17 protein-coding genes are annotated in these 21,767 nt (G+C 72.9%); 8 read left to right on the forward strand and 9 right to left on the reverse strand.

Features of this window, described 5'->3' with window-relative positions:
• Positions 1-71: 71 nt before the first annotated feature.
• Together M5362_RS14015 and M5362_RS14020 are read right to left on the reverse strand one after the other, a co-directional pair.
• A complete protein-coding gene (locus tag M5362_RS14015; protein WP_260227821.1) occupies positions 72-2,927 on the reverse strand; it encodes a bifunctional diguanylate cyclase/phosphodiesterase in 2,856 nt (951 codons plus the stop codon).
• Between the two features lie 698 nt (positions 2,928-3,625).
• Complete coding sequence (locus M5362_RS14020) at positions 3,626-4,588, reverse strand: 2-hydroxyacid dehydrogenase (protein WP_260227822.1); 963 nt, start codon at positions 4,586-4,588, stop codon at positions 3,626-3,628.
• Between the two features lie 75 nt (positions 4,589-4,663).
• Here M5362_RS14020 and M5362_RS14025 point away from each other — a divergent pair, with 75 nt between their 5' ends.
• From M5362_RS14025 to M5362_RS14035, 3 genes are all read left to right on the forward strand, one after another.
• Positions 4,664-5,662, forward strand: a complete 999-nt coding sequence (locus M5362_RS14025; RefSeq protein WP_260227823.1) for an aldo/keto reductase — start codon at positions 4,664-4,666, stop codon at positions 5,660-5,662.
• A 68-nt stretch (positions 5,663-5,730) separates the two neighbouring features.
• A complete protein-coding gene (locus tag M5362_RS14030; RefSeq protein WP_374214461.1) occupies positions 5,731-6,855 on the forward strand; it encodes a sorbosone dehydrogenase family protein in 1,125 nt (374 codons plus the stop codon).
• A gap of 7 nt (positions 6,856-6,862) precedes the next feature.
• On the forward strand, positions 6,863-7,093 hold the full coding sequence (locus tag M5362_RS14035; protein WP_260227824.1) for a DUF6191 domain-containing protein: 231 nt from the start codon (positions 6,863-6,865) through the stop codon (positions 7,091-7,093).
• Here M5362_RS14035 and M5362_RS14040 read toward each other — a convergent pair.
• The 6 genes from M5362_RS14040 to M5362_RS14065 form a co-directional block, all read right to left on the reverse strand.
• Entirely contained in the window at positions 7,090-10,122 is a 3,033-nt protein-coding gene (locus M5362_RS14040) for an AAA family ATPase (RefSeq protein WP_374214470.1), read from the reverse strand. The genes M5362_RS14035 and M5362_RS14040 overlap by 4 nt on opposite strands.
• A gap of 34 nt (positions 10,123-10,156) precedes the next feature.
• Positions 10,157-10,333, reverse strand: a complete 177-nt coding sequence (locus M5362_RS14045; protein WP_260227826.1) for a hypothetical protein — start codon at positions 10,331-10,333, stop codon at positions 10,157-10,159.
• 128 nt (positions 10,334-10,461) lie between these two features.
• A complete protein-coding gene (locus M5362_RS14050; protein ID WP_260227827.1) occupies positions 10,462-11,046 on the reverse strand; it encodes a hypothetical protein in 585 nt (194 codons plus the stop codon).
• Between the two features lie 35 nt (positions 11,047-11,081).
• Positions 11,082-11,648, reverse strand: a complete 567-nt coding sequence (locus M5362_RS14055) for a GNAT family N-acetyltransferase (protein ID WP_260227828.1) — start codon at positions 11,646-11,648, stop codon at positions 11,082-11,084.
• Positions 11,626-13,872 (reverse strand): MMPL family transporter, encoded by a 2,247-nt coding sequence (locus M5362_RS14060; protein ID WP_260227829.1) that lies wholly within the window; start codon positions 13,870-13,872, stop codon positions 11,626-11,628. Before M5362_RS14060 ends, M5362_RS14055 begins: the two co-directional genes overlap by 23 nt.
• Before the next feature lie 220 nt (positions 13,873-14,092).
• Positions 14,093-16,171, reverse strand: a complete 2,079-nt coding sequence (locus M5362_RS14065) for a phosphocholine-specific phospholipase C (RefSeq protein ID WP_260227830.1) — start codon at positions 16,169-16,171, stop codon at positions 14,093-14,095.
• 214 nt (positions 16,172-16,385) lie between these two features.
• On the opposite strand from M5362_RS14065, the gene M5362_RS14070 reads away from it, so the two are divergent.
• Entirely contained in the window at positions 16,386-17,003 is a 618-nt protein-coding gene (locus M5362_RS14070) for a TOPRIM nucleotidyl transferase/hydrolase domain-containing protein (RefSeq protein ID WP_260227831.1), read from the forward strand.
• Here M5362_RS14070 and M5362_RS14075 read toward each other — a convergent pair.
• Entirely contained in the window at positions 16,990-17,409 is a 420-nt protein-coding gene (locus M5362_RS14075) for an ATP-binding protein (protein ID WP_260227832.1), read from the reverse strand. The genes M5362_RS14070 and M5362_RS14075 overlap by 14 nt on opposite strands.
• Before the next feature lie 114 nt (positions 17,410-17,523).
• Between M5362_RS14075 and M5362_RS14080 the strand changes: the two genes are divergently transcribed.
• From M5362_RS14080 to M5362_RS33140, 4 genes are read left to right on the forward strand one after another with little or no spacing between them, the layout of a single operon-like run.
• Positions 17,524-18,351: a helix-turn-helix transcriptional regulator gene (locus M5362_RS14080; protein WP_260227833.1), complete on the forward strand. Its 828-nt coding sequence runs from the start codon at positions 17,524-17,526 to the stop codon at positions 18,349-18,351.
• Positions 18,348-18,593 (forward strand): DUF397 domain-containing protein, encoded by a 246-nt coding sequence (locus M5362_RS14085; RefSeq protein ID WP_260227834.1) that lies wholly within the window; start codon positions 18,348-18,350, stop codon positions 18,591-18,593. Before M5362_RS14080 ends, M5362_RS14085 begins: the two co-directional genes overlap by 4 nt.
• A complete protein-coding gene (locus M5362_RS14090) occupies positions 18,587-18,991 on the forward strand; it encodes a hypothetical protein (RefSeq protein ID WP_260227835.1) in 405 nt (134 codons plus the stop codon). Before M5362_RS14085 ends, M5362_RS14090 begins: the two co-directional genes overlap by 7 nt.
• Positions 18,988-21,762 (forward strand): tetratricopeptide repeat protein, encoded by a 2,775-nt coding sequence (locus M5362_RS33140; RefSeq protein ID WP_260227836.1) that lies wholly within the window; start codon positions 18,988-18,990, stop codon positions 21,760-21,762. The genes M5362_RS14090 and M5362_RS33140 overlap by 4 nt, the downstream gene beginning before the upstream one ends.
• Positions 21,763-21,767 lie beyond the last annotated feature (5 nt).

A 21,767-nucleotide genomic window follows, 5' to 3' on the forward strand; every position in this document is an offset into this window, starting at 1 on the left:
CCGACGCGCTTTCCAAGTACGAGAATTCGGGTGCGCATGGCACTGACCCTCCCCCCGACGCACTGTCAGTGTCAAGTGGGTGGGACAGGCGTCTCATTATTTGAGCGGAACGGGGGATGGTTTCCGACCGTGACGGCCGCTCCACCAGGGACGGGGTACTCGCCCCTGACCAGCGCACGGCGCAGCCGGTACTCGTCGAGGGGGCCCGAGAACGCCATGCCCTGGCCGTGGGTGCAGCCCATGGCGCGCAGGGCGAGCACCTGCTCCGGGACGTCCACGCCGTCGGCGACGGACTGCAACCCCAGGTCGGAGGCGATCCGGAGCAGCCCGCTGGTGATCTTGCGGAGCCGGGCGGACTCGACCACGCCCTCGACGAGCCCTCTGTCCAGTTTCAGTACGTCGACGGGGAGGCGGCGCAGCGCGTTGATCGCCGCGTAGCCGCTGCCGAAGCCGTCGAGCGCGATCCGTACGCCGAGCCGGCGCAGGGCGACCAGGCGGTGCTCCAGGTCGTCGAAGGAGACCCGGGGGTCGCTGTCGGCCAGCTCGATCATCAGGGAGCCCGAGGGGAGCTCGTAGCGGGTCAGCAGCGCCTCGACGGAGCCGAGCGGCAGCGAGCGGTCGAGCAGCCGACGGGCGGAGAGCCGGACGGAGACCGGGGCCCGGTGGCCGATTCCGGCCCGCTCGGCGGCCTGCTCGACGGCCTGCTCAAGAAGCCAGCGGCCGAGTTCGGCGACGCGCTCGCCGTCCTCGGCGACCCGCAGGAACTCGGCGGGGGTGAAGAGGATGCCCTGGGCGGAGCGCCAGCGGGCCTGGGCGGCGACGGCGGTGATCCGGCCGGTGGCGAGGTCCACCACCGGCTGGTGGAGCAGGGCGAACTCGCCGTCGTCCAGGGCGGTGCGCAGCCGGGTGGCCAGTTCGGCCCTGCGGACGATCTCGGCCTGCATCTGCGGCGCGTACAGCTCGACGCGGTCCTTGCCGGCGGCCTTGGCCCGGTACATGGCCAGGTCGGCGTTGCGCAGCAGCTCCCCGGCGCCGATGCCGGGCTCGGCGAAGGCGACGCCGATGGAGGCGGCGACCCGCACCTCGGTCCCGCCCTCGACGCGGTACGGCTGGGAGAGCGTGAGACGCAGCCGGTCGGCGATCTCGTGGACCTGGTACTCGCGGGCGGCGCGGTCCCGTGTGCCGTCGCCGAGGATGAGTGCGGCGAACTCGTCGCCGCCGAGCCGGGCGGCGGTGTCCCCGGCCCGTACGGAGTCCTGGAGGCGGCGCGCGGCCTGGACGAGCAGCTCGTCGCCCGCCTGGTGGCCGAGCCGGTCGTTGACGCCCTTGAAACCGTCGAGGTCGATGAAGAGCACGGCGGTGCCGGGGTCGGAGGAGCGCCGGCCGGCGAGCGCCTTGCGCACGCGCCGGGTGAACAGCGCCCGGTTGGGCAGGTCGGTGAGCGGGTCGTGCTCGGCGTTGTGCTGCAACTGGGCCTGGAGGCGTACCCGTTCGGTGACGTCCCGGCTGTTGAAGATCAGCCCGCCCTGGTGGCGGTTGACGGTGGACTCGACGTTGAGCCAGTCGCCGCGGCCGGAGCGGAAGCGGCACTCGATCCGCGTGGTCGGCTCCTCCGAGGGAGGGGCGGCAAGGAAGCGGCGGACCTCGTGCACGACCCCGCCGAGGTCTTCGGGATGGATGAGCGAGGCCAGTTCGGAGCCGATCAGCTCCTCGGCCTCCCGTCCGTAGACCCCGGAGGCGGCGGGGCTGACGTAGCGGAGTATGCCGGTGGGCGCGGCGATCATGATGACGTCGCTGGAGCCCTGCACCAGGGACCTGAAGTGGTTCTCCTTCTGGGCCAGTTCGTGGGTGAGGGCGATGTTGTCGAGGAGCATGATGCCCTGGCGTACGACCAGGGCGAGCACGACCGTACAGCCGGTGAGGACGACCACGCGGTCCACTCTGCGTCCCTCGACGACGTTGTACAGGATGCCGAGCGTGCAGACCGCCGCGGCGAGATACGGGGTGAGGGCGGCCAGCGAGCCCGCGACGGGGCGGCTGTGGTGGCGCTGGGCGCGCGGGGCGGGCACCCCCTCGGTACTCCGGCGCACTCCCCAGGGGGCGTACGCCAGGAGCAGCGAGCCGGCGAACCAGCCGGCGTCGAGGAGCTGGCCGGAGGTGTAGTTCTCGCGGAGCAGCGGGGAGGTGAACAGCGCGTCGCACAGCACGGTGAGGGCGAGGGCGGCGATGGCGGTGTTGGTCGCCGAGCGGTTCACCTGCGAGCGCCGGAAGTGCAGGGCGAGGACCATGCTGACGAGGACGATGTCCAGCAGGGGGTACGCCAGGGTGAGCGCGGCGCGGGCGACGCTCTCGCCCTGGAAGTGCGCGGTGTGCGCGAGGGCGAGGCTCCAGGAGAGGGTGAGCAGCGAGCCGCCGATCAGCCAGGCGTCGAGGGACAGGCAGACCCAGCCGGCCCGGGTGACGGGCTTCTTGGCGAGCACGAGCAGCCCGACGATCGCGGGCGGGGCGAAGAGCAGGAAGAAGACGTCGGCGACGGAGGGGCTGGGCACCTCCACCTGGAGCACGACCTCGTACCACCCCCAGACGGCGTTCCCCGCGGCGGCCATCACGGAGGAGAAGGCGAAGAGCAGCCAGGCGGGGCGGAAGCGGTTCTCGTGGACGCGGGCGTAGAGGAAGCAGGAGACGGCGGCGGCGAGGGCGGCGGCGCTGAGGCCGAAGTCACCCATGACGAGGGCCAGTTTCTCGGAGCCCCAGCCGAGGGCGGCGCCGGTCGCGTATCCCGCGCAGATCAGCCCGAGGACGATCTGGGTGAGGGCCACGGAGGATCCGGCGCGCGCCGGACGGCCGGGCCGGTCCTGCCCTGCCCCCGGGGCCGGCGCGGCGGCCGCGGCGCGGCCGCGCTCGACGAGCGCGCCGGGGGCGCTCATCGAGACCGCCGGGGCGTCGTGGGTGCCGGAACACGGGGGTGCGGTAAGGCGCCCGGTGCCGGGGCGTGCGGGGTCCGCGGCCGGGCCTGGGAGGGCTGGACGTGACGCGGTGTCCGGGTCCGCGGTGTCCGCACGGCGGCCTTGGAGGCCTGGTCCAGGGACGCCCGCATCCGGGACGCCATGGTCCTGGGCGCCCGGGTCCTGAACACCGGATCCCTGGGCGCCGGATCCCTGGACGCCCGGACCCCGGACACCTGGGTCCCGGACACCAGGCCCCTGGACGTCCAGGTCCTGGACACCGGATCCCTGGACACCGGATCCCTGGGCGCCCGGGTCCTGGGCGGTGTCCGGGTCGGCGGTGCGCCGGTCGGACTGGGCGGGGAGGCCGGCGGCGCCGGCCTGCGTGCGGAGGCGGGCGCCCTGGGTGGGCGGCCCGGCTTCGTCGCACGCGAGGGTCGTCGACGGCGGTCCCGTCGCGTCGGATCGTCGGTCCATCGGCCGTACATCACCCGTCGCCCCCCTCGGAATCTGATGTCCCGTCACTTCGCTCCCCGGCGTCAGCTCGTACTCGACGCAGCCCCCCGCTCCGGGACGATACACCAGGACCGTCACTCAGGGACAGGGCTGCTGTACTCTCCGTGACGGCCCGGGGGCTCGCGGCAGGCGCATTGAGGGGGCGCGCTGCACGACCTCGCGGCTCAGGTGGTCAGGACCACGTTCGCCAGCGGCTCCCCCGCCGCGAACCGGGTCAGCTGGGCGGCGATCAGCCGCTTGGCCCGGGGCATGAACGCGGAAGTGGAACCGCCGACATGGGGACTCACCAGAACACCGGGAGCGTGCCACAACGGGTGGCCCGGCGGCAGCGGTTCGGGATCGGTGACGTCCAGCGCCGCCGTGATCCGGCCGCTCTCGACCTCCTTGAGCAGCGCCGCGGTGTCCACCACCGGGCCGCGGGCCACGTTCACCAGAAGGGCGCCGTCCTTCATCCGTGCGAGGAACCCCGCGTCGGCGAGGTGCCTGGTCGCGGGCGTGAGCGGAGTCGAGAGAACGACCACGTCCGCCTGCGGCAGAAGGGCGGGAAGCTCCGTGAGGGGCTGCACGGGACCGCGCTCGGTGGTGCGGGCGGAGCGCGCGACGCGCACCACCCGCGCGCACTCGAAGGGCGCGAGCCGGTCCTCGATGGCGGCGCCGATCGATCCGTACCCCACGATGAGCACGGACTTGTCGGCGAGGGCCGGATAGAAGCCGGCCCGCCACTCCTCCCTGTCCTGGCCGCGGACGAAGCCCGGGATTCCGCGCAGCGAGGCGAGGATCAGGGCGAGCGTGAGCTCGGCGGTGCTCGCCTCGTGCACGCCCCTGGCGTTGCACAGTTCGACCCCGGGCGGCAGGGATCCGAGGCCGGGCGTGACGTGGTCCGTACCCGCCGAGAGCGTCTGCACGGCGCGGACGGAGGTCATCCCGGCCAGTGGCCGGACGGCGATCTCCGAGCCCTTCATGTACGGGACCACGTAGAACGCGCAGCGCGCCGGATCGGCGGGGAAGTCGGGGCCGCCGTCCCACAGACGGTAGTTCAGCCCCGACGCGCCCGGTTCGGGAAGCCCCGCGATCTCGTCCGCGGGAATCGGAAGCCACACGTCAGCGGTCGTGTCATGGAGTGTCATGACCGGGAGGCTATGCGAAGAATCCCGGCCGCCATTGGTTACTTTGGGGGACGGCACAGGGAGGGGTACCGGCAGGTGGAGCGCAGGACTATCGGGGCGGCGGCGCTCGACGTGGGCGCGGTCGGCCTGGGCTGCATGCCGATGAACTGGGCCTACAGCGCGTCGCAACAGCGCGGCGACCGCTCGCTGCGTACGGTGCACGCGGCCCTGGACGCCGGGGTGAGCCTGCTCGACACCGCCGACATGTACGGGCCCTTCACCAACGAGCTGCTGGTGGGGCGGGCGTTGAAGGAACGCCGGGCCGAGGCGTTCGTGTCGACCAAGTGCGGTCTGCTCGTGGGCGATCAGCACGTCGTGGCCAACGGCCGGCCCGGATATGTACGGCGGGCCTGCGACGCCTCGCTGCGACGGCTGCAGACGGATGTGATCGACCTCTACCAGCTGCACCGGGCGGACCCGGAGGTGCCGGTCGAGGAGACCTGGGGCGCGATGGCCGAGCTGGTGTCGGCGGGCAAGGTGCGGGCGCTCGGGTTCTGCGCGGTCGGGGCGCGGGCGGCGCGGCGCGGCGGGGCACACCTGCACGAGGGAACGATCCGGCAGTTGGAGCGGGTCCAGCAGGTCTTCCCGGTGAGCGCGGTGGAGGCCGAGCTGTCGGTGTGGTCCCCGGAGGCGCTGGAGCGGCTGCTGCCGTGGTGCGAGGCGCGGGGTGTGGGGTTCCTGGCCGCGATGCCGCTGGGGAACGGGTTCCTGACCGGGACGCTGACGCCGGGCGGCGGGTTCGAGCCGGACGACCCGCGGGCCCGGCATCCCCGGTTCACCGCGGAGATGATGGCGGCGAACCAGCCGCTGGTGGCGGGATTGCGGCGGGTGGCGGCGCGCCACGGGGAGGGCGTCACTCCGGCGCAGGTGGCGCTGGCGTGGGCGCTGGCCCAGGGGCCGCACGTGGTGCCGATCCCGGGGGCGAAGCGGGAGTGCTGGGCGGTGGAGAACGCGGGGGCGGCGGAGCTGCTGCTCACGGCCGGGGATCTCGCGGAGATCGCGCGTCTGCCGGGGCCGCGGGGATCGTGGGACTGAGAGCGGGAACCTGATCGGGCCGAGCGGTGTATCAAGGATAGTGATCGCCGCTTGAAGGGATCGGGACCGTGGGCCGAGCTTTTGTGGGAGCTGTCGGGGCCGCCGCCGTGCTGGGGCTGCTGTCGGGGTGTGCGTCGGGCGAGGGCGGGGAGGGGGCCGGGTCGCCTTCCGGATCCCCGTCCGTGTCCGTGTCCGCCACGGAATCGGGGACGGGGAGCTCCCCCGGCTCCGTGCGCGTGGCCGGGACGCTGACCGAGGATCTGGAGTCGCCGTGGGGTGTCGCCGCACTGCCGGACGGTGATCTCCTCGTCGCCTCGCGCGACGAGCGCACGGTCACCCGGGTCGATGCGGAGTCCGGGAGAAAGACGCGGGCCGGAGAGGTGCCGGGAGTGGCTCCCGGCGGTGAGGGCGGGCTGCTCGGCCTGGCCGTGCGGGACGGCTGGGTGTACGCGTACTTCACCGGGGAGACGGACAACCGCATCGTCCGCATGCCGTACGGCGGCGGGGCGATGGACCGGCTGGGAGCGCCCGAGGTGGTGCTCTCGGGCATCCCGAAGGGGAATGTGCACAACGGCGGGCGGATCGCGTTCGGCCCGGACGGGATGCTGTACGCGGGGACGGGCGAGCGGGGCGAGACGGGGCTCGCTCAGGACGTGGAGTCGCTGGGCGGCAAGATCCTCCGGATGACACCGGAGGGGAAGCCGGCGCCGGGCAATCCGTTCCCCGGCTCGGTGGTCTATTCGTACGGTCACCGCAATGTGCAGGGTCTGGCCTGGGACCCGGACGGTCGGCTGTGGGCGGCCGAGTTCGGCCAGAACACCTGGGACGAGCTGAATCTGATCCGGGCGGGGAAGAACTACGGCTGGCCGAAGGCGGAGGGCACGGCGAACGTCTCCGGCCTCGTGGACCCGGTGGCCGAGTGGAGGACGGACGAGGCCTCGCCGAGCGGGATCGCGTACGCCGACGGCGCGATCTGGATGGCGGGCCTGAGAGGCGAGCGGCTGTGGCGGATCCCGGTCTCCGGAGCGGAACGCTCGGGAGAGCCCGAGGCGTTCCTCGTGGAGGAGTACGGCCGTCTGCGCACGGTCCTGGCGGCGGGTGACGGCCGGCTCTGGCTGACCACGAGCGAGACGGACACCCGGGGCACGCCGGGTCCCGGTGACGACAAGATCCTCCGCCTGGAGGTCGGATAGGGGCGCGATGTTCAACCTGATGGAAGAGCTGTTCGCACCGGGCCGCAAGCACACCGACGACGAGCGGCAGCGGCTGGAGCTGACCCGGGAGGACCTGGGTGACGGGGACCCCGGGCGGGGGCCGATAGACCTCGGCTCGGGCGCGGTGACGATACGCGTGCCGGCTCCGCCGGCCCGCGACGACGAGGACGGCCGCGGAGGCGGCGAGGACGGCGAGGACGGGGGCCGGGCTGATTAGGGAGCCGGCTCCAGGAGGCGGAGGCGGTGGGTCAGGGCGGCGGCTTCGCCGCGGCCCGAGACGCCCAGCTTGGCGAGGATGTTCGAGACGTGGACGCTCGCCGTCTTCGGGGAGATGAAGAGCTCCTCGGCGATCTGGCGGTTGGTGCGGCCCGCCGCGACCAGGCGCAGGACGTCCTGTTCGCGGGGGGTCAGGCCGAAGGCGTCGTCACCCGGGTCCGGGTCCGGGGCGCGGTCCGGAGCGGTCAGCGGGAGGCGGGCGCGGGCGGCCAGGAGTTCGACGTCCTCGCGGAGCGGGTGCGCGCGGAGGCGGACGGCCGTGGCGTGGGCCTCGCGGAGCAGCGCGGCGGCCTCGTCACGCCGGCCGCCCTCGGCGAGGAGGGCGTCGGCGAGGCGGTGCCGGACGAGGGCCAGCGGGTAGGGCCGCTCCAGCGGCTCGTGGGCGGCGACGGTCTCCGTCCAGCGGTCGACGGGGTGGCGGCCCTCGGCGCGTTCGAGCTCGGCCGAGGTGTGCAGGGCGTACGCCTCCCAGACGGGTGCCGGGGTCGCCATGGTCCGGGCGCAGCGGCGGAGCAGGGCGAGTGTCTCGGCCCGGCCCTCCTCGGCGGCGGGCAGGCCGAGGGCGTCCGCCTCGGCGGTGGCGGCGGCGAGGAGCAGCGGCCAGGCTTCGCGGTGGGTGCCGGGTGGGAAGCCGGACTCCACGGCGGCGCCGAGCACGGTCCGTACGTCCTGGATCCGTCCGCAGGCGGCGGCGAGGATCAGCTCGACCATGCGCAGGGGGATGGTGTACTGCGGCATCGGGTCGGCCTCGCCGAAGTGCTCGCGGGCGGCGGCGAGCTGGGTGGCGGCGGTGGCCGGTTCGCCCCGGGCGACGGCCAGTTGGGCCAGCCGTAGCGCGGCGGAGCCGCGCGGCTTGGACCGGGTTCCGGCCTGCTCCAGCCACTCGCAGTTGCGCTGTGCCTCGCACCAGAGCCCGAGCGAGAACTGCGAATCCGCCAGGTTGGCGCGGATCCAGCCCTGGCTGTCGAGGAGTCCGTGGTCGCGGGCGAGCCGGATGCCGTCCTCGGCGACGGCGACGGCCTCCCGGGAGCGGCCGAGGTTCTCCAGGGAGTGGGAGAGGTTGATGTGGGCGCGGGAGGACTCGTGGTGGAGGCCGAGGGCGCGGGTGCGGTCGCGGACCTCGTACATGGTGGCGAGTCCGGTCTCGCGGTCGCCCGCACCGACCTGCAGGGTGCCGAGGTTGAGGCGGGCGGCGAGTTCGATGGACTCGTTCTTGACGAGACGGGCGTATTCGACGGCCCGTTCGGCGGCGGCGAGGCTCTCGGGGCCGGGCTTGTGGAGCATGCCCCAGCCGGCGGCCACGACGAGGACGCGGGCGTGCACGCCGGACGGGGGCAGGCCCTTGACGAGCTCCTGGGCGGTGGCGATCTCGGCCCAGCCGTCGGAGCGGCCGAGTCCGGAGACGAGGCGGGAGCGTTCGGTCCAGAACCAGGCGGACCGCAGCGGGTCGCGCTCCTCGGCCTCGTCCCCTTCGAGGAGCCGCAGCGCCATCTTGCCTATCTTCAGAGCGCGTTCGCGCTCCCCGCAGAGCCGGGCGGCGTACGCGGCCTCGGCGAGGAGGTCGAGATAGCGCAGGGGCGTGGTCTCGGGGTCGCAGCCGCACGGCGGGTACGCCTCGGCGTAGTCCATCGGCCGCAGCGAGCGCCGCACCTGCTCGGGGGCCTCGTCCCAGAGCTCCATGGCCCGTTCGAGGAGCCGGAGTTGTTCGGCGTGCGCGTAGCGCTTGCGGGTCTCGACGGAGGCGCGGAGCACGGCCGGCAGCGCTTTGGCGGGGTCGTGGGCGTGGTACCAGTAGGTGGCGGTGCGGGTCGTTCGCTCGTCGGCGCGGACGAGGGAGGGATCGGCCTCCAGGGCCTCGGCGTAGCGGCGGTTGAGGCGGGAGCGCTCGCCGGGCAGCAGGTCGTCGCTGACGGCCTCGCGGACCAGGGAGTGCCGGAAGCGGTAGCCGTCGCCGTCGGGGGCGGCGAGCAGGATGTTGGCGCCGACGGCGGCCCGGAGCGCTTCGAAGAGGTCGTCCTCGGAGAGCCGGGCGACGGCGGCGAGCAGCGGATACTCGACGGTGGAGCCGCCCTCGGCGACGATCCGGGCGACGCGCTGGGCGTCCTCGGGGAGCGCCTCGACCCGTACGAGCAGCAGGTCGCGCAGGGAGTCGCTGAGGGAGCCGGTGGCACAGCCGGCCTCGTGGGAGACGACGAGCTCCTCGACGAAGAAGGCGTTGCCGTCGGAGCGTTCGAAGACGCCGTCGACGAGGGCGGCGTCGGGTTCGGCGGCGAGGATACCGGTGAGCTGGCGGCGCACCTCGGCGCGGGTGAACCGGGCGAGTTCGATGCGGCGGATGGTCCGGAGCCGGTCCAGTTCGGCCAGGAGGGGGCGCATGGGGTGGCGGCGGTGGATGTCGTCGGAGCGGTAGGTGGCGACGACGACGATCCGGCCCCGGCGCAGGGTCCGGAAGAGGTAGGCGAGGAGGTGCCGGGTGGAGGCGTCGGCCCAGTGCAGGTCCTCCAGGACGAGCACGATCGTCCGGTCGGCGGCGAGGCGTTCCAGGAGCCGTACGGTCAGTTCGAAGAGGCGGGCGGTGGAGTCCTCGTGGGAGGGCTCGTGGCTGCCGACGTCGCCGAGTTCGGGGAGGAGCCGGGCGAGTTCGCCCTCCTGGCCGGCCGCGGCGGCGGCCAGTTCGTCCGGGAGCCGGCGGCTCAGGGCGCGCAGGGCCGTGGAGAACGGCGCGAACGGGAGCCCGTCCGCGCCGATCTCGACACAGCCCCCGACGGCGACGTACGCGCCGCGCTCGCAGGCCGCGGCGACGAACTCCTCGATGAGCCGCGTCTTGCCGACGCCTGCCTCACCGCCGACGAGCAGGGCCTGGGGCTCCCCCTCGCCGGCGCGGGCGAGGGCCTCGGTGAGGGCGGTGATCTCACCGGCCCGGCCGACGAACACGGGGCTGACTGACCTGGTCTCCACGGCGCCGAGCATCGCACAGAGGTGCGGAGTCCGGGGCATGAAGGGCTCACGCGGCCCGGACGAAGCGATGTCTGGTTCCCACCTGCCCCTCTGTGTCCTGGCCGCCGGACCGGTCGGCCTTCGCGGCCCGCCGCGTCCTGACGGCCTGACGGACCAGGCGCCGGGCGGCGGCCTCACGGAGGAGCTCGGAGTGGTGCATGCGGTGCAGTTCGTACGCGAACATCTCGTTCTCCCTGGTGTCGGAATCGCTCGTTGCGATGCCTCGACTCTCGTCGCCCAGGGGGTGCTGCCACATCGGGAGAGTGCCGCATGTTCGGCGTACGGAGGGCCTTAGGCGGACCCCGGGGGGCCTTAGGGGGCGGCCGGGAGACTCAGGAAGAGGTCGAAGTACATGCCTGCCGAGAGGAACATGCCGATCCCGCCCAGGACGGCTCCGGCGACGGCCACGGCGCGCACCCAGACGGGCGGCCGCGGGCGGGTGAGGACGATCACGGCGGTGATCAGGGCGAGGAACGCGAAGACGCCGTTGACGAGCGCGGTGGTGTGCCAGGCGTCGCCGTAGATCTCGGAGATCTGCTGGGCGGCGGTGCCGCTCTGGGCCTTGATCTGACCGACGAGTGTCTCGCGCTCGCTGGCGACCTTCCCGACCCAGGTCCCGGTCAGGGCGGCGACGCCGAGGGCGGCGGAGACGACGGCCGCGGCGCCCGCGCCCACTCCGTCGCCGGCCGCGGGAGCCGCGCCGGTCTCGGCGTCGGTCAGGTCGTCGTCCGGCTCCTCGTCCAGGTCATCCCGCTCGTCGGCGGGCTCGACGGCGTCGGCGGGCTCGACGGCATCGGCGGGCTCGACGGCGTCGGCCGTGCCGCCGGACACCTTCGCCGTCTTCACCCCGTCCGCCGTCTCTTCGGACGCGTTCGTCTCGTCAGTCTTGATAGTCATGAACCGCACGCTAGGTGCCGCTCATGAGAAGTGTCTTAAGACGCCCGCGCGGCCCTGAGCGCCTTCCACTCCGGCGCGAGCACCGACCAGACCTCCATGTCGAGGCGCTCGCCGCGGTACGGGTAACTCTCCCGGAGCACGCCGTCCTTGGTCATGCCGAGGCGCCGGGCCACGGCGATGCTGGCCTCGTTCTTCGAGGACACCAGCCACTCGACGCGGTGGATGGAGCGTTCCGTGATCGCCCAGTCGATGATCGTCCGCGCGGCCCGGGTGACCAGGCCCTTGCCGACCGCGGAGGGCTCCAGCCAGCAGCCGGCCTCGGCCGTCCCCAGGCTCACGTCCATGGCGCGGAAGAGCACGCCGCCGACGAGGGTGCCCTCGGTCCAGATGCCGTAGATCCGGCCAGCGTCGTTCGCTGCCTTCTCGGCGTACGCCTGGAGGAAGGAGCGGGCCGAGGCGGGGTCGGAGACCACGTCGGCGAGGGCGATGTGTTGGCCGACGTACTCCCGGCCGCGGTTCATGTGGGTGAGGAACTCCTCGGCGTACGAGGGCTCCAGCGGCCTCAGTTCGGCGCCGTCGTCACCCAGTGATATCGCGAACACCGTCGTTGTCCTCCGCCTTCGTCACCGTCACGCGCTGCACGGGGATCATCGCACGGGCGTCGGCGGCGGCGCGGGACTCCGGCGGTTCGATGCTGATCCGGGGCATGCGGCGGTCGAGCCACCTGGGCAGCCACCAGTTCGCCCCGCCGAGCATGTGCATGAGGGCCGGTACGAGCAGGGTCCGCAGGACGAAGGCGTCCAGGGCGACGGCCGCCGCCAGCGCGATGCCGAACATCGCGACGACCCGGTCGCCGGAGAGCACGAAGGCGAGGAAGACGGAGATCATGATGACCGCCGCGGAGTTGATCACACGGCTGGTCTCGGCGAGGCCGACCCGGACCGCGCGACGGTTGTCGCCGGTCTCCAGCCACTCCTCGTACATCCGGCTGACCAGGAAGACCTGGTAGTCCATGGAGAGCCCGAAGAGCACCGACACCATGATGACCGGCAGGAAGGGTTCGATCGGGCCCGCGCTGCCGAGCCCGAGCAGCTCGCTGCCCCAGCCCCACTGGAAGACCGCGACGACGATCCCGAAGGCCGAGGCGACGGCGGCGATGTTCATGAGCGCGGCCTTCAGCGGGATGCCGAGGGACCGGAAGGCGACCAGGAGCAGCAGACAGCCGAGGGCGATCACGACGCCCACGAAGAGCGGCAGCTTGCCGACGATGATCTCGGCGAAGTCGTCGTACGAGGCGGTGACGCCACCGACGTGCACATCGAGCGAGGTGCCCTGTTCGGCCGCGGGCAGCACGTCCGCGCGCAGCCGGTCCACGAGCTCGCTCGTCGCCTTCGACTGCGGCGAGGAGTCCGGTACGACGGTGAGGACGGCGGTGTCCCCCGCGCTGTTGTACGTGACCGGGGAGACGGCCTCGACACCGCGGGTGTGCGCCAGCTCGGACGGCAGCTCGCCGATCGCGACGCGGTCGTCGGCGCCGTCGATCTCGGCGACGAGGGTGAGCGGCCCGTTGACACCGGGCCCGAAGCCTTCGGCGAGCAGGTCGTACGCCTGCCGGGTCGTCGACGTGGCGGGGCCGTTGCCCTGGTCGGAGGTGCCGAGGTGGAGCGAGAGGGTCGGCAGCGCCAGGACCAGCATGACGACGGCGGCGACGGCGCCGAGCAGCTTGGGGTGGCGCTCGACGAAGGCGGACCAGCGGGCCGCGAAGCCGGTCGGCAGCTCGGGCTGCGGTCCGTGCTCGGCGAGGTGCCGTCGCTCGCGGCGCGACAGCGCCCGCGCCCCGATGAGGGAGAGCAGCGCGGGCAGCAGGGTGACGGAGGCGGCGACCGTGAGGACCACGGTGAGCGAGGCGGCGATGGCGACGCCGTTGAGGAAGCTGAGCCGCAGGATGAGCATGCCGAGGAGCGCGATGCAGACGGTCGCGCCGGCGAAGACGACGGCACGGCCCGTGGTCGCGACGGCGATCTCCGCGGATTCGGCGACCGAGAGCCCGCGTGTGAGGCCCTTGCGGTGGCGGGTGACGATGAAGAGCGCGTAGTCGATGCCGACGCCGAGGCCGATGAGCATGCCCAGCATGGGCGCGAAGTCGGCGACCGTCATGACGTGGCCGAGGAGCACGATCCCGGAGTACGCGATGCCGACGCTGACGAGCGCGGTGGCGATGGGGAGCGCGGAGGCGGCGAGCGAGCCGAACGCGAGGAAGAGGACCACGGCCGCGACGACGACGCCGACGGCCTCGGCGACATGGCCGCCGGAGGCCTCGGTGAGGGCGACGGCGCTGCCGCCGAGCTCGACCTGCACCTGGTCGCCGCCGGCTCCGCGGGCCGTGTCGACCAGGGCCTGGGCCTGGGACTCCGGGATGTCGTCGGCCTGCTCGTGGAAGACCACGGAGGCGTAGGCGGTGTGCCCGTCCGCGCTGATCTGTGCCTGGGCGGCGGCGCTGTCCTCGTACGGCGAGGTCACGGACGCGATGCCGGGCAGGCCGGCGACCTCGTCGAGCATCTCGGTCATGCGCTGCTCGACGCCGGTGGCGCGGACGCTGCCCCGGTCGGTGTGCCAGACGATGGTGTTGCCGTCACCGCCGGAGCCCGGGAAGCCCTTCTCCAGAAGGGCGGTCGCACGGCCGGACTCGGTGCCGGGGGCCTCGTAGTCGTTGGAGTACGCGGAGCCCGCGACCGACGCTCCGGCGACGGAGCCGCCGAGGGCGACGAGCCAGAGCAGAACGGCTACGAGGCGGTGCTTGATGCACCACCGTGCGATGGCTGCCAAAGGACGGGCTCCCTGGTGGGTGGTTCGTGGATCTTTACCGGGGAAGCCCGCAAAGAACGCATGACCTACGTGAGGCCACTCTTGCAGCCTTAAGAGATCCTTTGCCCGTTTCGTGTCGTTACTCACAGCGGTGCACGGAAGGTCGGTCCCTTGGTCCCGGCCTTCCGCCGCGGCCAGGCCGGGCCCTTGGTCCCGGCCTCCCGCGCACCGCGGCCGGGGCTCAGCCGGAGACGCTCGCCCGCCCGTTCTCGATGTGCCCCATGAGCCGTCGGCGAAAGCCGCCGGGGGCGGTCACCTCGATGTCGTACCAGCCGTGCGCGTCGGCCGCGGAGTGCACGAGGGTGCGGCTCCGGCCGGGCTTGACCGTGACCGTACGGGACCAGTCGCGCAGGTCGTCCTCGTCGACGTAGCCGACCGGCCGGACCGTGAAGGAGACCGACGCGTTCCCGGTGTTACGGACGGTGAGATGCAGGTCACGGTCGTGGTGGTCGATGCGCGAGGCCAGTTCGGCACCGCCCGTCGCCGGGCCCTCGAACTCGCGGCGGAAGCCGTTCGGGCCCGTGATCGTGAACCGGTAACGATCACGCGTAAGGGGTACCGCCCACTGGGCCCTGCCCCTTACGTCCCGGTGCTGGGGGACGGTGAACTCACCGGCGTACGGGTACAGCGCGAAGTGCGTGGAGGCCTTCCCGGTGTTCTGGAGGTCGACGGTGATCGCTCCGCCGTCGACGCGGGCCTGGGCGTCCGGCTGGTACGGCAGCGGGCGGGCCGGGCGGGCGCCCGGCTCCTGGACCGGCATCCGCTGGACGGCCGGGGGCTGCGGCCGCCAGCGGCCGGAGAACGGCGGGATCGGGCCGGGCTCCTCGACGTCGGGCTGCCGGTGGGCGCGCCGGAAGTCGAAGGCGGAGGTCAGGTCGCCGGTGACGGCGCGCCGCCAGGGGGTGATGTTGGGCTCCCGGATGCCGGTGAGCCGCTCCAGGAACCGGATCACGGAGGTGTGGTCGAAGGTCTCGGAGCAGACGTAGCCGCCGACCGACCAGGGTGAGACGACGAGCAGCGGTACGCGGATGCCGAGGCCGGTGGGCAGGCCCTTCCAGCGCTCGTCGGTGTTCTCGGCGGGCGGGACGGGCGGCGGCACGTGGTCGAAGAAGCCGTCGTTCTCGTCGTAGTTGATCAGGACGACGGTGTGCCGCCAGACGTCCGGGTGCGAGCCGAGGGCGTCGAGCACCTTGTAGACGAGCGAGGCGGAGGCGATCGGCGAGGAGGAGCCGGGGTGCTCGGAGTCGATCGCGGACGGGACGAGGTACGAGACCTCGGGCAGCGTCCCGGCGGCCACGTCGGCGCGGAAGGCGTCGGCGAGCTTCCCGGTCTCGACACGGCGCAGTCCTCGCTCGAAGAGCGAGCGCTCGGCGGCGGTGAGGGTGGCGACACCGTCCTCCAGGGCGGCGAGCAGCCGGGCCCGCTCGGCGGTGTCGTCGGTGTCGCGGACGGCGGCGTAGAGGGACTCCATGAAGGTGTGCCCGCCGGTGGGGGCGAGGGCCTTGCGGGCGATCTTCTTGAAGGAGGTGAAGAACTCGATGTTGTTGTCGGTGAAGTTCTCCCACTCGGTGTACGTCTTCCAGCTCCGCCCGGCCGCTTCGAGACGCTCGGCGTAGGTGGGCCAGGGGTAGCCGGGGTGGGTGCCCTCGGCGTACGCGGCGTTGGTGACGGCGCGGCTGCCGTCGGCCTCGTAGCCGGTCCAGCCGGACCAGAGGTGGTTGCGGTTGGGGCTCGTCGAGGTGTGGGTGGACGAGTGGTAGGCGTCGCAGATCGTGAAGGTGTCGGCGAGCTCGTAGTGGAGCGGGATGTCCTGGCGGTCGTAGTACGCCATGGTCGCGGCGGTCTTGGCCGAGACCCAGCCGTCCATCCAGCCGTCGCGCCAGGCCTTGGCGCCGCCGCTCCAGGAGTGGTCGAGGTCGCCGATGTACTGGAGGTCCTTCTGCTGGGTCTCGGCGGCGCCCCGGACCGGGAACGGCAGCACGGTCCGGCCGAGCGCGGCCGGCTGCTCGAAGACGGGTGTGCCGGAGGGGAGCTCGATCGCGTTCCGGTCGCCGAAGCCGCGGACTCCGCGGAGGGTACCGAAGTAGTGGTCGAAGGAACGGTTCTCCTGCATGAGGATCACCACGTGGCGAACGGCCGACAGGCCTCCCGCCGGCGGTCCCGCGGCGATCGCCTGCTGGAGCGAGGGCGGGAGCAGCGAGCCCGCGGCGGCGGCGCCGAGCGCGCCTCCGCCCAGCGCGAGGACCCTGCGGCGGGACATCCGGGACTTCTCGGGGGACAAGACCGACCTCCAGTCGACGGCCAATGGTTCGCCTTCGAGCCATTGGGTGGTACGCCGGGGACGGTAGTGAGGCCGGGTGACGCGCGGAAGGCCCGGCGCGGACCGGGTGGTGAACGTCCAACACTCGATGGCAGGAGTCCAAGCGCGCGATAAATCCGTACCGCGCCGGTCGGCGGGCGGGCAGACTCGGTCCATGGTGGACATGGGGGCGTTCCGGGACGTGGTCGGCAACTGGGCGTCCGGCGGGCCCGGCGGGCCGGCGGGCGAGCTGGCGGAGCGGCTGGGGCTGCGGACGGCGGTGCTCCTCGAAGGGGCGAGCGACTTCGAGGCCGTGGAGGCGCTGGCCGAACGGCGCGGCCGGGACCTCGCCGCCGAGGGGGTGTGCGTGGTGCCGATGGGCGGGGCGATGAACGTGGCCCGCTACGCCGGCCTCCTCGGACCGCCCGGGCTCGGCCTGCGCCTGACGGGACTGTGCGACGAGGGCGAGCGGGACTTCTACGCGCGCGGGCTGAAGCGGGCCGGGGCGCCGAGCGGCGGCTTCTTCGTGTGCGCGGCGGACCTGGAGGACGAGCTCATCCGCGCGCTCGGCACGGCGAGGGTCGAGGAGATCGTCCGGGACGCGGGCGACCTGAGACCGTGGCAGACCTTCCTCAGCCAGCCGGCGCAGCACGGCCGGCCACGGGAGCGGCAGTTGCGGCGCTTCCTCGGCACGAAGAAGGGCCGCAAGATCCGCTACGGCCGCCTCCTGGTGGAGGCCCTCGGCCCCGGCCAGGTACCGGCCCCGCTCGACGGCCTCTTCACGAGCCTGTGACCGCCAGGCCGCCGCCCCGGTGGAACTCGCACCAGACGACCTTGCCGGGGTTCCGCTCCCCCACGCCCCAGCGGTCGGCCAGCGCCGCGACGAGGAACAGCCCGCGCCCGGACTCCCCGCACGAGGGCTCCCGAGCGGCCGGGACACCGTCGCCGCTGTCGTGGACCTCGACACGCAGGGGCCCGGGGCGCTCCAGATAGAGATGGAGCCGGTAGCCCCGGCCCGGCGGGACGCCGTGGAGCAGGGCGTTGGTGGCGAGCTCGCTCACGCACAGGAGTACGTCGTCCGCACACTCGTCCAGGCCCCAGTCGGCGAGAGCCTTGCGCGTGAAGTCGCGGGCGAGGGGGACGGATCGGCGTTCACGACGGTAGAACGCCTCCCTGAACAGGGGCAGTCGGTCGGTCATGGCGACGACTGTGGCGGGTGGGGCAGGAAGCGCCCCAGGTCCGCCACCCGTACAAATCTTTTGTACGGGTCCGAAGAGGTATCGCGCGCGCACGGTACGGGGATGTCACCGCACATGCCACGGCGAGCGAACTCCAGGAAAAAGACGCCCACATGGGAAGTGATCGGCGCCCTCGTGGCGCTCTACCGCCAGCAGGCGGGGATAACGCAACCCCAGCTCGCGACCCAGGTCTGCGTGGGCCTGGAGACGCTGGGCTCGATCGAACAGGGCCGGCGGGCGCTGCGGCTGAAGCTGGCGACGGAGCTGGACGAACTGCTCGACACGAGGGGCGCGTTGGCGGCGGCGGTGCGGAAGGTGCCGGAGCGGGAGCGGTATCCGGCGTTCGCGCAGGACTTCATCGAACTGGAGGCGGAGGCACTGAGCCTCTGCTCCTATCAGAACCAAGTGGTGCCGGGCCTGCTCCAGGCCGAGGAGTACGCCCGGGGGGTCTTCGACTGCCTCTATCCCCCGATCACCGCGCAGGAGGCGGAGGACCGACTCCTTGCACGCATCGACCGGCACCGGATCTTCGAACAGAAGCCCTGGCCGCCGATGATGTGCTTCCTCCTCGACGAGTCCATCCTGGAGCGGCCGATCGGCGGCCGTGACGTGCTGCGGGGGCAGATCCTCCATCTGCGGGAGATGGCCGAACTCCCCTTCCTCGCCCTCCAGATCATCCCGAAGAGCCGGACGAAGCACGCGGGACTCGACGGCCCCATGGTGCTCGTCGAAACCCCCGACCACGACCACGTCGCCTACATCGAGGGGCAGCGGGTCAGCTTCCTCATCGACGACCCCGACGAGGTCGGCATCCTCCAGGCCAAGTATGGAATGCTGCGGTCACAGGCCCTGACGCCCGAGGACACCATGGGCCTGCTGGAACGTCTGGCGGGAGAGACATGAACGCAAGCGCACTTTCGTGGTTCAAGTCCAGCTACAGCGGTGACGAGGGCGGCGCCTGCCTCGAAGTCGCCTACGACTGGCGCAAGTCGAGCTACAGCGGCAGCGAGGGCGGCGACTGCGTCGAGGTGGCCGCGCACCCCGCCGCCGTCCACGTCCGCGACTCCAAGCTCGCCGACGGCAGCCCGGTCTTCACCGTGTCGCCCGCCGCGTGGGCCGCCTTCGTCGCGGAGGCCGGGTGTTAGAGGAGTCGCTGACCGCCCTGGCCGCCGCCGGCGGCGGGGCCGTCGTCGCCGCGATGGCCACGGACGCCTGGCAGGTCACCCGGGACGGCGTCGTCCGGCTGTTCCGGGGGCGGGCGGAGGTCGAGGGGCGGCTCGAGGAGGACGCCGCCCTCGTCGCCGGCGCCGAGAACGCCGGCGAGGCGCGGCAGGCGCTCGTACCCGCCTGGGCGCTGCGGCTGGGCGCCCTCCTCGCCGAGCACCCGGAGTACGCCGACGAGCTGCGCGCGCTGATACGGGACACCCCGGGGGCCCAGCACTCCGTGCAGCACAACACCGCCCACGGCAACGGACGTGTCTTCGGGGTCCAGCACGGGAACATCGTCTTCCACCAGGGCCCCGAACCCCGCCCGGACGCGTGAGCGCCGAGCAGCACGTCACCGCTTACGCCGGGTACGCGTACGGCGTCATCGGCGCCGACATCCATGTGTTCGGCGACGGGTCGCCCGTCTACCTCCTCCAGAACTGGCGCCCCGCGTCGCCGCCCGATCCGGAGTGGCTGCGGGAGTTACCGAGCCGGATGCTCAACTCTCGTTTCGAGGTGGTGCCGTTCACCGGGCGGGAGCCCGAGCTCGCCGATCTGCGCGCGTGGCGCGACCAGACGTCGCCCCGGCTCGCCGTCCGCTGGATGCACGCGCCCGGTGGGCAGGGCAAGACCCGCCTCGCGGCGCGGTTCGCCGACGAGACCCAGCAGGCGGGCTGGCGGGTCGTCGCCGCCACCAACGGCCCGGGGTCGGTCCAGCCGCCGCCCGGCAGTCAGGACCTGACGATCGACGGGCATCCCGGCGTCCTGCTGGTCGTCGACTACGCGGACCGGTGGCCGCTCACCCACCTCACGTGGCTGTTCAGCAACGCCCTGCTCCACCGGCCCGGGCTGCCCACCAGGATCCTGCTGCTCGCCCGTACGGCCGACGCCTGGCCCGCCGTACGCGCCTCCCTCGCCAACCACCGGGCCTCCACATCGAGTCTTCTCCTCGACGAGCTGCCCGACGGCTCCGAGGCCCACGCCGAGATGTACCGAACCGCCCACGACAGCTTCGCCGTACGGTACGGAGTGCGGCCGCGGGGCGAGGGCCCGGACCCTCCCCCGTACGGGCTGACGCTCGCCCTCCACATGGCCGCCCTCGTCACCGTCGACGCGCTCGCGACCGGTCGCCGGCCGCCCACCGACATGGCCGGACTCACCGTCTACCTCCTGGACCGTGAGCAGCTGCACTGGGCGACGCTCTTCGCTCGCGGCGGGTCCTACGCCACCCCGCCGCAGGCCATGAACCGGACCGTCTTCGCCGCCACCCTCACCGGCGCCGTCGACGCCTCGCCGGGCGCGGCCGTCGTCCGTGACCTGGGCTTCGAACACGCCGACGTCCGCCGTGTCCTGGACGACCACGCGTACTGCTACCCGCCCGCCGAACCCGGCCTCGGCACCGTCCTCGAACCGCTCTATCCCGACCGGCTCGCCGAGGACTTCCTCGCCCTCACCCTGCCGGGCCACCGGGCCGACTACCCCGCCACGCCCTGGGCCGGGGCCGTCGTCGCCGACCTGCTCGGGCGACACCAAGGCCGTGCCGTGACCTTCCTCACCGCCGCCGCGCAGCGCTGGCCGCACGTCGGGTCCGGGTCTCTGTACCCGCTGCTCGAAGCCGATCCCGGCCTGGCGCTCGCGGGCGGGAGCGCCGCACTGAGCGGACTCGCGGCGCTGGACGACATACCGCCGCCGCTGCTCTCCGCCATCGTCGGCCGATTCCCCATCCGCCGCCATGTCGACCTCGACGCGGGAATGGCGGTCCTCACCCAGCGGCTCGCCGACCATCTGTTGACACTCGACGACGGCCCGGCCGCACGCGGGGTGGCGTACGCCGAGCTGAGCAACCGGCTCTCGAACTCCGGTCGCCTCGACGAAGCCCTGGATGCGGCCCGGAGGGCCGTCGACGCGTACGACGAGACCGACGACATCCTCGCGTTGACCCACGCCCTGAGCGGTCTCTCCACCTGCCTGGGCCTCCTCGGGCGGCCCGAGGAGGCCCAGGCGGTGGCCGTGGAGGCCGCAGTCCTGATGGCGCGGCTCGCCCCGGCCGAACCCGTGCTGTACGGAGGAATACATGCCGGGCTCATCGGCAACGTGGCCATCTGGCTCGCCGCGCTGGGTCGTCTCGAGGAGGCCCTCGCCATGGGCGAGCGGGCGGTGGCGGCCTGGCGCAGGATGGCCGCGCTCGATCCCGTACACGAGGAGTTCCTGGCGAACGCCTTGCACGGCCTCGGTAACTGTCTCTCCGGCCTCGGCCGCCAGCCGGAGGCAGCCGAGACGGCGCGGGAGACGGTGGCGATCCGTCGGCGGCTCGCCGAACAGGACCCCGCGGCCCACGAGCCAGACCTTGCGAAGTCGCTCATCAATCTGGCCAACCACCTCGCTCTCCAGGGGCTCAGGGCGGAAGCCCTGGTCCTCTCCCAGGAGGCGGCCTCCCTCCTACGCCGCCTCGCGAAAGTCAACGCGGCCGCGCACGAACCGGACTTCGCCAACGCCCTCCTGAGTCTGGGCGCCGACCTCGGCGAGGCGGGCCGGACGGCCGAGGCCGTCGACGTCACCGCCGAGTCCACCGCGATCCGGCGCCGGCTCGCTGCGGCGAACCTGGCAGCCCACGAGATCGACCTGGCGAGGTCGCTGACGAACCTGAGCAGGTTCCTCATGGAGGCGGAGCGTCAGGCTGAGGCCCTGGGCCCGGTGGGGGAGGCCGTCGCCATCCTTGAGCGGCTGTACGCCGGGAATCCGGACCTCCACCGGACCGACCTCGCGATGGCGCTCTCCAACCTGGGCATGTGCCTGGAGACGGCCGGGCGACGCCCCGAGGGGCTCGCCGTCACCCGTCGCGCCGTCGAGCTGTACCGCACGGCCGTGACCCGCACCCCCGCCGCGTACACCTTCGACCTGGCCCGGACCCTCAACAACCTGGGTCGCTTCCTCGCCCTCGACACACGGTGGGCGGAGGCGCTGGTGCCCCTCGACGAGGCGATCGACCTCGCCGAACGGTCCTCGCCCACCAATCCGCCCGCCTACACCGAGCTCCTCACCCGGCTGAGGAAGACCCGGTCCGGCTGCCTCACGATGCTACGAAGAGGGCGTCGCCCCGGATCGTGAGACCC

This window comes from Streptomyces sp. Je 1-79 (assembly GCF_025195125.1).
In the GTDB taxonomy this organism is placed as follows: Bacteria; Actinomycetota; Actinomycetes; order Streptomycetales; family Streptomycetaceae; genus Streptomyces.

What these genes read in the sequence shown, in the direction of transcription:
- M5362_RS14015 (WP_260227821.1), bottom strand. Translation starts at nt 2,927, where the DNA reads ATGAGCGCCCCCGGCGCGCTCGTCGAGCGCGGCCGCGCCGCGGCCGCC.
- M5362_RS14020 (WP_260227822.1), bottom strand. Translation starts at nt 4,588, where the DNA reads ATGACACTCCATGACACGACCGCTGACGTGTGGCTTCCGATTCCCGCG.
- M5362_RS14035 (WP_260227824.1), top strand. Translation starts at nt 6,863, where the DNA reads ATGTTCAACCTGATGGAAGAGCTGTTCGCACCGGGCCGCAAGCACACC.
- M5362_RS14040 (WP_374214470.1), bottom strand. Translation starts at nt 10,122, where the DNA reads ATGCTCGGCGCCGTGGAGACCAGGTCAGTCAGCCCCGTGTTCGTCGGC.
- M5362_RS14045 (WP_260227826.1), bottom strand. Translation starts at nt 10,333, where the DNA reads ATGTTCGCGTACGAACTGCACCGCATGCACCACTCCGAGCTCCTCCGT.
- M5362_RS14050 (WP_260227827.1), bottom strand. Translation starts at nt 11,046, where the DNA reads ATGACTATCAAGACTGACGAGACGAACGCGTCCGAAGAGACGGCGGAC.
- M5362_RS14065 (WP_260227830.1), bottom strand. Translation starts at nt 16,171, where the DNA reads ATGTCCCGCCGCAGGGTCCTCGCGCTGGGCGGAGGCGCGCTCGGCGCC.
- M5362_RS14070 (WP_260227831.1), top strand. Translation starts at nt 16,386, where the DNA reads ATGGTGGACATGGGGGCGTTCCGGGACGTGGTCGGCAACTGGGCGTCC.
- M5362_RS14075 (WP_260227832.1), bottom strand. Translation starts at nt 17,409, where the DNA reads ATGACCGACCGACTGCCCCTGTTCAGGGAGGCGTTCTACCGTCGTGAA.
- M5362_RS14080 (WP_260227833.1), top strand. Translation starts at nt 17,524, where the DNA reads ATGCCACGGCGAGCGAACTCCAGGAAAAAGACGCCCACATGGGAAGTG.
- M5362_RS14085 (WP_260227834.1), top strand. Translation starts at nt 18,348, where the DNA reads ATGAACGCAAGCGCACTTTCGTGGTTCAAGTCCAGCTACAGCGGTGAC.